Below are 12,131 nucleotides of genomic sequence, written 5' to 3' on the forward strand. Positions count from 1 at the left end.
CGGTTATTCGCCTTCATAGCCTGGCGGCGTTGGTGCAGCGTCAGGCAGGTTGGTATTGTTATCGCCAAGAATAATATGGTCGAGTATCTGGCGCATGATCGTACCGACTGCCGGGCCTGCGCCGCCGTTTTCGAGAATAATACTGACGGCCACGCGTGGGTGATCATAAGGCGCAAACGCGGTCATCAGTTTATGGTCACGCAGGCGCTCAGTCAGTTTGTGGGCGTTGTAGGTTTCGTTCGCTTTCAGGCCAAATACCTGCGCGGTACCGGACTTGGCGGCAATTTTATAGGGCGCATCGTCAAAGCTTTTACGCGCCGTACCGTTTGGACGGTTCGCCACGCCATACATCCCGTCTTTCGCAATTTCCCAGTATCCGGTGTGAATATCCGCGATAGGCGCAGCCGGGGGTTGACGCCACGGCACTTTCACCGAGCCTTGCATGGTGTCCATCATCAGGTGTGGCGTTTTAATCACACCGTCGTTAATCAGGATCATCAGCGCTTTGTTCATCTGCACCGGTGTCGCGGTCCAGTAACCCTGGCCGATGCCCACCGGGATGGTATCACCCTGGTACCAGGGTTTCTTAAAGCGCTTCATTTTCCATTCGCGCGTGGGCATGTTACCCGGGGTTTCTTCGATCAGATCGATGCCCGAAAGATGACCGTAACCGAATTTGCTCATCCATTCGCCCAGACGGTCAATGCCCATATCATAGGCGACCTGATAGAAGAAGGTATCGGCAGATTCTTCCAGCGATTTGGTGACATTCAGACGACCATGACCCCAGCGTTTCCAGTCACGAAAGCGCTTCTCAGAACCGGGCAGCTGCCACCAGCCGGGGTCAAACAAACTGGTATTGCGGGTGATAACACCTGCCGTCAGGGCGGAGACCGCAATATACGGTTTCACCGTCGAGGCGGGAGGGTAGGCACCCTGGGTGGCACGGTTAATCAATGGGCGGTTTTCGTCATGCAGCAGGCCGTTGTAATCTTTACTCGAGATACCATCGACAAACAGATTTGGATCATAGCTTGGCATGGAAACCATCGACAGGATTTCGCCATTCCGCGGATCCGTTACCACCACTGCCGCACGGCTACCCGCCAGCAAGGTTTCGATATATTGCTGAAGTTTAAGATCAATGGTCAGGTAGATATCACGCCCGGCCTGAGGGGATTGCTCATGCAACTGGCGGATCACGCGGCCACGATTGTTAACTTCTACTTCTTCGTAGCCGGTTTTACCGTGCAGAACATCTTCATAGTAGCGTTCAATACCCAGTTTGCCGATGTCATGAGTGGCAGCATAGTTCGGCCATTTACCCTCTTTGTCCAGGCGCTCGACGTCACGATCGTTAATTTTCGACACGTAACCCAGCACATGGGTCAGGGCAGATCCGTAGGGATAATAGCGACGCTGGTAGCCTTTGACTTCAGCGCCGGGGAAGCGATATTGGTTCACGGCGAAACGCGCCACCTGGACATCGTTCAGGCTGGTTTTCACCGCGATAGACGTAAAGCGGCGCGAGCGTTTGCGCTCTTTTTGAAAGGCTTCGATATCGTCATCGGTGAGATCGATAATCGGTTTAAGTTCCTGCAACGTCTGCTGCAGGTTCTCCACTTTTTCGGGCATCAGCTCAAGCTGATAAATGGTGCGATTAAGCGCCAGCGGGACGCCATTACGATCGTAAATAATCCCGCGACTCGGTGCGACAGGAACCAGCTTGATGCGGTTTTCATTGGAGCGCGTGCTGTAGTCATCAAAGCGGATGATTTGCAGGTGGTAAAGATTGGCCACCAGAACACCGGAAAGTGTGATAATGCCAAAAAATGCAATCAGAGCCCTGCGAACAAACAGAGTCTGCTCGGCGGTGTAGTCACGAAAGGAGTTACGTTGTAATTTCATCCGCTGCTTTGTCAGTCCGGTTAGCCTTATTCGCTATTCGCGATGATAAGGATGATTCGCAGTAATGCTCCATGCACGATATAAACTCTCTGCAACCAATACGCGTACCAGCGGATGGGGCAGGGTTAGCGCCGAGAGTGACCAGCTTTGTTCCGCCGCAGCCTTGCAGGCGGGTGACAAGCCTTCCGGTCCGCCAATAAACAGGCTGACATCACGGCCATCCTGCTTCCAGCGCTCCAGCTGGCTGGCAAGCTGCGGGGTTTCCCACGGCTGGCCGGGTATATCCAGCGTGACGATGCGGTTGCCTTTTCCTGCGGCGGCCAGCATCAGTTCGCCTTCTTTTTCCAGAATGCGTTTGATATCCGCATTTTTACCGCGCTTTCCGGCGGGCACTTCAACCAGTTCAAAGGGCATATCTTTGGGAAAACGCCGCAGATATTCCATAAAACCAGTTTGTACCCAGTCAGGCATTTTGGTGCCGACGGCGACCAGTTGAAGCTTCACGGTTTAACTCCAGAGCTTTTCCAGTTCGTAGAGCTTACGGCTCTCAGCTTCCATCACATGAACAATGACTTCACCGAGATCAACCACTACCCAGTCACTTGGGGCACGGCTGTTCACGCGAAATGCATCCAGACCGATCAGCTTGGCTTCCTGTACCACGTGTTCTGCGATTGAAACCAGATGACGTGTAGATGTACCGGTGCAGATAACCATGCAGCTGGTGATGCTTGATTTGCCCTGAACGTCGATAGCAATGATGTCCTGAGCTTTTAAATCGTCACATTTATCAATGACGAAGTCTTGGAGTGCTTGACCTTGCAAAAGGTTCCCCCTTGGGATTTTAAGTCTGATGGGTTATCTCATATAAGCTATGTCAGCCGAAATGATAACCGTAACATTGTGTGTTTGCGGGGCTTACGCCCTGAAAATTTGAGCGGCGCAGTATATCACGCTGTTAGAGGTTACGATATAAACCCTCGCGATCGATGTAGTCGCTGACTGCCGGGGGCAGCAGGTCGACATCCGACTGGCCCCGATGGCGGCGAGCGCGGATTTCCGTGGCGGAAATATCAATCAACGGTGTTTCAGCCAGAAGAATATTACCGGCGGGCGATTGTTGTAGCACCTGTGGCTGTGTTGTCAGATGACAGTCAAGCCAGCGTTGCAGCTCTGGTGTCTCCATTTCACTGCGATAGCCGGGGCGTTGACAGACCAGCAGGTGGCAAAGTGACAGTAAATCCTGCCAGCGATGCCATTTGTGTAAGGTGAGCAGGGAATCCTGACCAATGATAAAGGCGAGTGGCTGTCGGTCACCGCGTTCAAGGCGCAGGGCTGCCAGCGTGTCGATAGTATAAGACGGCGTGTCGCGCTGCATTTCCCGCAGATCAAGGTCAAACAGCGGGTTATCGCTAATCGCCAGTTTTACCATCGCCACACGCTGTTCTGGTGTGGCTTCCGGCTGTGGACGATGTGGCGGGACGTTGTTCGGCAATAATGTCACTTTTTCCAGCCCGGTGAGATGGGCCAGTGCTTCTGCTGGTTTCAGGTGACCGTAATGAATCGGGTCAAATGTGCCACCGAACAGCGCATGGAGCGCGTAGCGATCAGACATCACAAAAACTCGCCGGGAATGATGGATGGCATAACATCAGCGCCAGGGTTTCCAGCTCAGACCAAACAGACTGGCCGTAATCCTGTTTTAGTGTTAACTCAATCTGCGTTAGCAGCCTTACCGCCTGGGCGAGTTGCATGGCACTCAGTCGCTGTAATGCATCGCTGAATAGCGTACGGCGGTTCTGCCAGACGCGATGCTGATCGAACAGCGTGCGGAGCGGCGTCTGTGCCATTTGTCGCTGTAACGTCACCAGCAGCAGCAGGTCGCGTTGCAGGGTTCGCATCAGGATCACCGGCTCGCTATCTTCGGAATGCATCTGGTGCAGGATGTGCAGGGCGCGTTTGCTTTTACCTGCCAGCAGGGCATCTACCCAGTGGAAAGGGGTAAAGTGCGCAGCATCGTTTACCGCCTGCTCAACGCGGGGTAGCGTCAGCTTTCCGTCCGGCCACAGCAGCGAAAGCCGCTCCAGCGCTTGCGACAAAGCCAGCAGGTTGCCTTCGTAGCAGTAACACAACAGCTGATTAGCGGCATCATCCAGCGTGAGTTGGTGCTTTTTGGCGCGTGCAGAAACCCAGCGCGGCAGTTGCGCCTGTTCCGGCGTCTGGCAGGGAACCACAACACCTTGTGCACTGAGCGCTTTATACCAGGCGCTATTTTCCTGCGCCTTGGTCAGTTTGGCGGCTCGCAGCACCAGCAGAATATCGCTGTGCAGCAGTGTCGACAGGGTGAGCAGTTGTTCACCTGTCGCGGCATTGGGGCCATTTTCTGGCAAAATCAGTTGCAGTGTCTGGCGGCTGGAAAACAGACTGAGCGCCTGACAGATGGCAAAAATATCCTGCCAGTCGGTGCTCGCTTCCAGTGTGACACTGAAGTGTTCGGTAAAGCCCTGCTGCTGGGCGGCGGCACGAATGTCATCTTGCGCTTCCTGCAGCAGCAGCGGTTCATTACCACTCAATAAATAACAGGCGCGCAGCCCCTCACGGAGTTGCGCGCCTAGCTGTTCAGGGTAAATCCTGATCATCGTGTGTAAGAACTGTCCGACATACTGCCCGGATCAGTCGGTAAACGGTCGACCGCTGAGGGGGTATTGCCAAGCGTGTTGATTGACGCATCGTTCTCAGCCGCATGCACGGTGAGAAGCTTGCGCACCAGCTGCTGCACGGCCTGAGTTCGCATTTCATTGACAATGATCTGCTGTTCAGAGTCTTTCGCCAACGCTGCCAGTGGGTTATCAAAGAATGAACGATACACCGTGGCGCTGATTGGATAGATGCCCTTATTGGGTACCAGTACCTGAGCATTAACAGTCATCACCATTGAATACTCCGCCGTTTTACCGTCCTGGAAAATCGAGGCGGTATCACGACCCCGAGTTTCGCCCATCAGACGCAGGGAAGGGACATCGGTGCGCTCTTGCGGATTATCAATAATGTTAACATCGTTCAGTCTTAACTGTTCACGCACCTCGCGAGTCAGTGGACCGTACGGGTCAGCGGTATCGAGAATCAGGGTTTTCATTTCCGGCGGCACCGATGTGGTGCCGCGCAGATGGTAACCACAACCGGCGGTGATCAACACCGCCAGGCTGAGTAACAGAGAGACTATAGGATGTCGCACAATTCCTCCAGACATCAACCAACGACCAGGTTAAGCAGCTTGCCCGGTACGTAAATCACTTTACGAATGGTGACGCCATCGAGATATTTGGCCACCAGATGCTCCTGCGCAGCGCGAGCCTGCACCTGTTCTTGATTAGCGTCAGCGGCTACGGTGATTTTACCGCGCACCTTGCCGTTAACCTGTACCACAACCAGCAGTGAATCTTCTACCATTGCAGCGTCGTCTGCCTGCGGCCACGGTGCGTTGTCAATATCCCCAGCGCCACCCAGCGCCTGCCACAGCACGAAGCTGGCGTGCGGGGTAAACGGGTTGAGCATGCGTACAACGGCCAGCAGCGCTTCCTGCATCAGCGCACGATCCTGTTCGCTCTCCTGTGGGGCGCGTGCCAGTTTGTTCATCAGCTCCATAATTGCCGCAATCGCGGTGTTAAAGGTCTGACGACGGCCGATATCATCAGACACTTTACTGATGGTTTTGTGCAAGTCACGACGCAGGCTTTTTTGATCGTCGTTGAGTTCATCAACGTTCAGGGCAACCGTTGCGCCTTTTTCTGTATGTTCAAACGCCAGCTTCCAGACACGTTTCAGGAAGCGGTTAGCCCCTTCCACGCCGGATTCCTGCCATTCCAGCGTCATTTCTGCTGGTGAAGCAAACATCATAAACAGACGAACAGTATCTGCACCGTAACGCTCAACCATGATCTGTGGGTCGATGCCGTTGTTTTTCGACTTCGACATTTTGCTCATGCCGGCATACACCAGCTCATGGCCTTCGGCATCGCTGGCTTTGGTGATACGGCCCTTCTCATCACGCTCAACGGTCACGTCAACCGGTGAAACCCAGTTACGTTCTCCGCTGGTACCAAGATAGTAGAAGGCATCTGCCAGTACCATTCCCTGACACAGCAGGCGTTTTGCGGGTTCATCCGAGTTCACCAGGCCTGCATCACGCAGCAGTTTATGGAAGAAACGGAAGTAAAGCAGGTGCATGATGGCGTGTTCGATGCCGCCAACATATTGGTCCACTGGCAGCCAGTAGTTGGCGGCAGCCGGGTCCAGCATGCCTTTATCGTAATCCGGGCAGGTGTAACGCGCGTAATACCATGAGGATTCCATAAAGGTGTCAAAGGTGTCGGTTTCACGCAACGCAGGCTGGCCGTTGACGGTGGTCTTTGCCCATTCAGGATCGGCTTTAATCGGGCTGGTAATGCCATCCATCACCACGTCTTCTGGCAGGATCACCGGCAGCTGGTCTTCCGGGGTTGGCATAACGGTACCGTCTTCCAGGGTGACCATTGGGATTGGGGCGCCCCAGTAACGCTGACGAGACACACCCCAGTCGCGCAGGCGGTAGTTCACTTTACGCTCACCGACGCCGTTATCGGCCAGTTTCGTCGCGATGGCGTTGAAGCCTTCTTCATAAGACAAACCGTCAAACTCACCGGAGTTAAACAGCGTGCCTTTTTCGGTCATTGCCGCTTCGCTCAGATCCGGTGCGCTGCCGTCTGCAGCCAGGATAACCGGTTTGATCTGCAGGTCGTATTTAGTGGCGAACTCCCAGTCGCGCTGGTCGTGGCCAGGAACGGCCATCACAGCACCTGTGCCGTATTCCATCAGCACGAAGTTAGCGACCCATACCGGCACGTCCTCACCCGTCAGCGGGTGTTGTGCGTACAGGCCGGTGGCCATGCCTTTTTTCTCCATGGTTGCCATTTCTGCTTCAGCAACTTTGGTGTTACGGCATTCAGCGATAAAGTCAGCCAGCGCAGGGTTGCTTGCTGCTGCTTGTGCAGCCAGAGGATGGCCTGCAGCCACAGCGAGGTAAGTCACACCCATGAACGTGTCAGGACGTGTGGTATATACGCGCAGCTTTTCCGGGCTGTTGCTGACATTAAACTCGATTTCCACGCCTTCAGAACGGCCAATCCAGTTACGCTGCATGGTTTTAACCTGTTCAGGCCAGCTTTCCAGCGTGTCGAGGTCATTCAGCAGTTCGTCAGCATAATCCGTGATTTTTACAAACCACTGCGGGATCTCTTTACGCTCAACTTTGGTATCACAACGCCAGCAGCAGCCATCGATGACCTGCTCGTTAGCCAGAACGGTCAGATCGTGTGGACACCAGTTAACCGCAGAGGTCTTTTTATAGACCAGGCCTTTTTCATACAGCTTGGTAAAGAACCACTGTTCCCAGCGATAGTATTCTGGCTGACAGGTCGCCAGTTCGCGGTTCCAGTCGTAGCCGAAGCCCAGCAGTTTAAGCTGGTTCTTCATGTAGTCGATGTTGGAGTAAGTCCATGGCGCAGGCGCAGTGTTGTTTTTAACTGCGGCTCCTTCAGCGGGCAGACCGAATGCATCCCAGCCGATAGGCTGTAAGACGTTTTTACCCAGCATGCGCTGATAGCGGGAGATCACATCGCCAATGGTATAGTTGCGTACGTGGCCCATGTGCAGGCGGCCAGAAGGATAGGGCAGCATGGAGAGGCAGTAGTACTTCTCTTTACCTTCTTCTTCGGTCACTTTGAACGTTTGCTTGTTATCCCATTGCTGCTGAACATGGGATTCTATCTCTTCCGGGCGATATTGCTCTTGCATAGTAGCCAGTAGTCCTTTGTATCAATTTTTTCGTGTTCGTTCAGATCCGCATAGCATAGCTGATTCGGCCCCGAGGCAACAACAGTAAGCGTCCTGCCGCGGGGCATTTCTCTACAAGCTGGAAGCGCGGCGGCAAATTTCAGTGCGAAAATGTGGGTATTTGCCATCAGCAACTAGAATGAGGAGAAACGCTTTCGTTATCAATAAGGAGTGTCTATGAACAAGGTTGCTCAGTATTATCGCGAGCTGGTGTCCTCGCTGACCCAACGCCTGGAGCGCGGTGAACGTGACATCGATACTCTGGTGGAGAGTGCCCGACAGCGCATGCAAAACCGGGGTGAGTTGACCCGTAGCGAAATTGATGAAGTCAGTCGTGCCGTTCGTCGTGATCTCGAAGAGTTTGCCCGCAGCTATGCGGAGAACCAGGAAGAATTAAGCGATAGCGTGTTTATGCGGGTTATCCGTCAGAGCCTGTGGAAGGAGCTGGCTGATATTACGGATAAGAGTCAGCTTGAGTGGCGCGAGGTCTTCCAGGACCTCAACCATCATGGTGTCTATCAAAGTGGTGAAGTGGTGGGATTGGGCAATCTGGTGTGTGAGAACTGTCAGTATACGCGGGCGATTTACACACCCGAGGTTCTGAAACGTTGCCCGGAGTGCAGTCATGACCAGTTTGTACGTCAGCCCTTTGAGCCATAAATGAACGCAGGACAATGGCACAACGGATTAATGTAGGGGTCGGGCATGCCCGACCCAGAGCCAGGCATACCTGGCTCCCTACGGATTAATGCAGAATCTTCGCCAGGAAGTCTTTAGCACGCTCAGACTGTGGATTGTTGAAGAACTCATCCTTCGGTGAATCTTCGACAATCTTTCCTTCATCCATAAAGATCACCCGGTTGGCCACTTTACGGGCGAAGCCCATTTCGTGCGTCACCACCATCATTGTCATGCCTTCATTCGCCAGTTCGACCATGACGTCCAGCACTTCATTGATCATTTCTGGGTCCAGCGCTGAAGTGGGTTCGTCGAACAACATGGCGATAGGATCCATACACAGCGCGCGGGCAATTGCTACACGCTGTTGCTGACCACCGGAGAGCTGTCCAGGGAACTTATTGGCATGGGCGGACAGTCCAACGCGTTCGAGTAGCTTAAGCCCTTTCTGACGCGCTTCTTCTTTATTGCGTTTCAGGACTTTTACCTGTGCCAGCGTCAGGTTCTCGACGATCGACAGATGTGGGAACAGCTCAAAATGCTGAAACACCATGCCAACTTTAGAACGCAGTTGGGCAAGGTTGGTCTTCTTGTCGTTGACGGGGGTGCCATTCACTTCAATCAGCCCTTTTTGGATAGGCTCAAGACCGTTCACCGTTTTGATCAGCGTCGACTTCCCTGAGCCTGAAGGACCACACACCACCACCACTTCACCTTTTTTGACTTCGGTTGAGCAGTCGGTCAGCACCTGAAAGTGACCATACCACTTAGAAACATTTTTCAGGGTAATCATTTACGCAGTCCTTTTTTTCTTTAAATAGCTGACCAACAGCGAAGCGCTAAGGCTGATAACGAAGTAAATCGCACCGGCAAACAGCACCATTTCAATCTCAGTACCGTTATTCACACCGATGGTATCGGCAGTACGGAAGAAGTCCGCCAGGCTCAGAACATAGACCAGCGAGGTGTCCTGGAATAAAACAATGCCCTGGGTAAGCAGCAGCGGCACCATGGCGCGAAACGCCTGAGGCAGGATGATCAACCGCATCGATTGCCACTGCGTCATACCCAGTGCCAGTGCAGCGCTACCCTGACCACGAGCAATACTCAGAATACCCGCACGGATGATTTCTGAGTAATACGCGGCTTCGAATAGCGAGAAGGCCACCATCGCAGAGATCAGGCGGATATCTGTCTTCGGCGACAGCCCCAGCACCTGCTGCAGGAAACTTGGCACCACCAGATAGAACCACAGCAACACCATCACCAGCGGAACGGAGCGGAACAGGTTAACGTAGATCTTGGCGAACCAGCTGATAGGTTTGAAGGATGACAGGCGCATGACCGCCAGCAGGGTGCCCCAGATGATGCCAAAAATTACCGCCGTCACGGTGATTTTCAGCGTAACAACCATCCCTGCCCAGAGGTAAGGAAGATTGGGGACGATGGTACTCCAGTCAAATTCATACATTGTTTATTTGCCCCCCGGTAAGCGGACTTTACGTTCAACCAGCCCCATCAGCAGCATGATCACCGCGTTGATAGCGATGTAGGCGAGGGTAATTGCGGTGAAAGATTCATAGGCGTGTGCGGAGTAGTCCAGCAGTTTTCCCGCCTGAGCCGCCATATCAACCAGCCCGATGGTGGAAGCAATGGCTGAGTTTTTGACCAGATTGAGCATCTCCGAGGTCATCGGCGGCACAATCACGCGATAGGCGTTAGGCAGCAGCACATAGCGGTAGGTTTGTGGCAGCGTCAGCCCCATGGCCAGTCCGGCATTTTTTTGGCCGCTGGGAAGTGACTGAATAGCGGCACGAACCTGTTCACAAACACGGGCGGCGGTGAACAGACCCAGGCACAGCACGGAGCAGGTGAAGAACTGGATGTTCGGATCGATTTCCGATTTAAACCACATGCCAAGACCTTCCGGCAGCAGCTCCGGCACCACCAGATACCAGATAAAGAATTGCACGATCAGCGGCACGTTACGGAATAACTCAACGTAGCAGGTGCCAAGACCGGACAGTAAACGGTTAGGAACGGTTCGCAAAATACCGAACAGGGAACCGACTAACAGGGCGATGATCCAGGCACAAACGGAGACGGCGATGGTGACCTGAAAACCGGACCACAGCCAACCAAGATAGGTTGTATTACCGAATGGGGCCTCTTGCAGGAATATTCCCCAGTTCCAATCAATAGACATAAAATACTCCGGAAAAAAAGGGTAGCGACCGCTACCCTGAAGATTGATGAGAGGCTCAAATACTCTCCCTGTTTCGGGAGAATATTTTGATATGCGCACCGGGGAACGACCGGTTTGCATCTTCGTCAGGCGCCAGAACGTAAGCCCTGTCCGCCTGACTGTGTCTGTCCGAGCCTGTGTTCAACAATCGTAGGGCAGCGTACCGCCCTGTTGACACGCGAATCAGTGCGTGTTTTTTCTTTATTAATTCATTGCCTTGTCGTTAGGCGCTTTGAACAATGCTTTCATGTCGTCAGACAGGTCAAAGTCCATCGTCATATTTTTTGGTGGGATAGGCTGTTTGAACCATTTGTCGAACCACTTAGTGGCTTCGCCAGACGTCTGTGCCTGGGCAATTGTGTCGTCCATCAGCTTTTTAAACTCGCCATCACCTTTTCTCAGCATACAGCCGTAAGCTTCGTGAGACTGTGGAGTGCCAAGAATTTCCCAGTTAGCCGGTTTTTTTGCCTTAGCTCGTTCACCTGCCAGCAGTGCATCATCCATCATAAATGCGACAGCGCGGCCGCTTTCCAGGGTGCGGAAAGAGTCACCGTGATCTTTTGCACTGATGATACGCATGTCGAGTTTCTTCTCGTCGTTCAGCTTGTTCAGCAGAATTTCTGACGTGGTACCTGAAGTCACAACAACACTTTTGCCTTTCAGATCGGCGAAGTCTTTAATCGCGCCGCCTTTCTTCACCAGCAGACGCGTACCGACGACGAAGATGCTGTCGGAGAAGCTGGCCTGTTTCTGGCGCTCAAGGTTATTGGTGGTAGAGCCACATTCAAAATCGTAGGTGCCGTTTTGCAACAGCGGAATACGGTTCTGCGAGGTAATCGGTAGCATTTTTACTTGCAGGTCAGGTTTGTTCAGCTTTTTCTTGATAGCTTCAACAATCGCGTTGGAATAATCCTGAGAGTAACCCACAACTTTTTGCTGGTTGTCGTAGTAGGAGAACGGGACGGAGGATTCACGGTGGCCAACGACGATCACGCCGTTTTTAGCAATCTTTTCCAGAGTAGATGCTTGCTGTTGTGCATCAGCTGCTGCCTGTGGTTTTGCGTCCTCAGCGTGAGCGATACCAGAGGCGAATCCTGCCAGTGCAAGGCAAAGCCCCAGTTTCCGTAATTTCATGTTCCAACTCCTTTGCAGTTGTGGCGCGAAATAAACCCACGCCGACGTGATGTGATGTGTGTATTTCCTGCTAGTTATCTGTTTTATCCATAGCGAAAACGGTGTCATTCCCCCATAACATAGCTGAATGTTAATGAAGTGATACGGAAAAGTTTCTTTTTTGCGATGCAACCCGCACCAATTAAGTGCGATTCTTTCGACAATGCTTCGCATGGGTGCAATATCTGCGCCATGACGGTGCGCGAACGATTTCGTAGCGACTTGATATCGGGCTGACACACGTTTCACGGAAATA

The 12,131-nt window shown here is 53.0% G+C and carries 12 protein-coding genes; 1 reads left to right on the plus strand and 11 read right to left on the minus strand.

Annotated features, from left to right (window positions below):
- Positions 1-3: 3 nt before the first annotated feature.
- From mrdA to leuS, 7 genes are all read right to left on the minus strand, one after another.
- Positions 4-1,908, minus strand: coding sequence for a peptidoglycan DD-transpeptidase MrdA (gene mrdA, locus WH277_RS12075; RefSeq protein ID WP_133845598.1), 1,905 nt, complete (start codon positions 1,906-1,908; stop codon positions 4-6).
- 33 nt (positions 1,909-1,941) lie between these two features.
- Positions 1,942-2,412 carry a 23S rRNA (pseudouridine(1915)-N(3))-methyltransferase RlmH gene (gene rlmH / locus WH277_RS12080; RefSeq protein ID WP_056240011.1) on the minus strand — a complete coding sequence of 157 codons (471 nt, stop codon included), beginning with the start codon at positions 2,410-2,412 and terminating at the stop codon, positions 1,942-1,944.
- Positions 2,413-2,415: 3 nt separating this feature from the next.
- Entirely contained in the window at positions 2,416-2,733 is a 318-nt protein-coding gene (gene rsfS, locus WH277_RS12085; RefSeq protein ID WP_062745328.1) for a ribosome silencing factor, read from the minus strand.
- 133 nt (positions 2,734-2,866) lie between these two features.
- Positions 2,867-3,523, minus strand: a complete 657-nt coding sequence (nadD, locus tag WH277_RS12090; protein WP_133845595.1) for a nicotinate-nucleotide adenylyltransferase — start codon at positions 3,521-3,523, stop codon at positions 2,867-2,869.
- A complete protein-coding gene (gene holA / locus WH277_RS12095; protein WP_339505730.1) occupies positions 3,516-4,547 on the minus strand; it encodes a DNA polymerase III subunit delta in 1,032 nt (343 codons plus the stop codon). Before holA ends, nadD begins: the two co-directional genes overlap by 8 nt.
- Positions 4,544-5,143, minus strand: coding sequence for an LPS assembly lipoprotein LptE (gene lptE, locus WH277_RS12100; RefSeq protein ID WP_133845591.1), 600 nt, complete (start codon positions 5,141-5,143; stop codon positions 4,544-4,546). Before lptE ends, holA begins: the two co-directional genes overlap by 4 nt.
- A gap of 14 nt (positions 5,144-5,157) precedes the next feature.
- A complete protein-coding gene (leuS, locus tag WH277_RS12105; protein ID WP_133845589.1) occupies positions 5,158-7,740 on the minus strand; it encodes a leucine--tRNA ligase in 2,583 nt (860 codons plus the stop codon).
- Positions 7,741-7,956: 216 nt separating this feature from the next.
- On the opposite strand from leuS, the gene WH277_RS12110 reads away from it, so the two are divergent.
- Positions 7,957-8,439, plus strand: coding sequence for a zinc ribbon-containing protein (locus WH277_RS12110; RefSeq protein WP_133845588.1), 483 nt, complete (start codon positions 7,957-7,959; stop codon positions 8,437-8,439).
- Between the two features lie 85 nt (positions 8,440-8,524).
- Here the strand turns inward: WH277_RS12110 and WH277_RS12115 are convergent, their stop codons facing one another.
- From WH277_RS12115 to WH277_RS12130, 4 genes are all read right to left on the minus strand, one after another.
- Positions 8,525-9,250: an amino acid ABC transporter ATP-binding protein gene (locus WH277_RS12115; RefSeq protein ID WP_133845586.1), complete on the minus strand. Its 726-nt coding sequence runs from the start codon at positions 9,248-9,250 to the stop codon at positions 8,525-8,527.
- Positions 9,251-9,928: a glutamate/aspartate ABC transporter permease GltK gene (gltK, locus tag WH277_RS12120; RefSeq protein WP_062745345.1), complete on the minus strand. Its 678-nt coding sequence runs from the start codon at positions 9,926-9,928 to the stop codon at positions 9,251-9,253. It lies immediately after the preceding gene.
- Between the two features lie 3 nt (positions 9,929-9,931).
- Positions 9,932-10,663 (minus strand): amino acid ABC transporter permease, encoded by a 732-nt coding sequence (locus WH277_RS12125; RefSeq protein WP_133845584.1) that lies wholly within the window; start codon positions 10,661-10,663, stop codon positions 9,932-9,934.
- Between the two features lie 243 nt (positions 10,664-10,906).
- Complete coding sequence (locus WH277_RS12130) at positions 10,907-11,836, minus strand: amino acid ABC transporter substrate-binding protein (protein ID WP_133845582.1); 930 nt, start codon at positions 11,834-11,836, stop codon at positions 10,907-10,909.
- Between the last annotated feature and the right edge of the window lie 295 nt (positions 11,837-12,131).

The organism is Erwinia sp. MYb416, from assembly GCF_037479575.1.
GTDB lineage: Bacteria > Pseudomonadota > Gammaproteobacteria > Enterobacterales > Enterobacteriaceae > Erwinia > Erwinia rhapontici.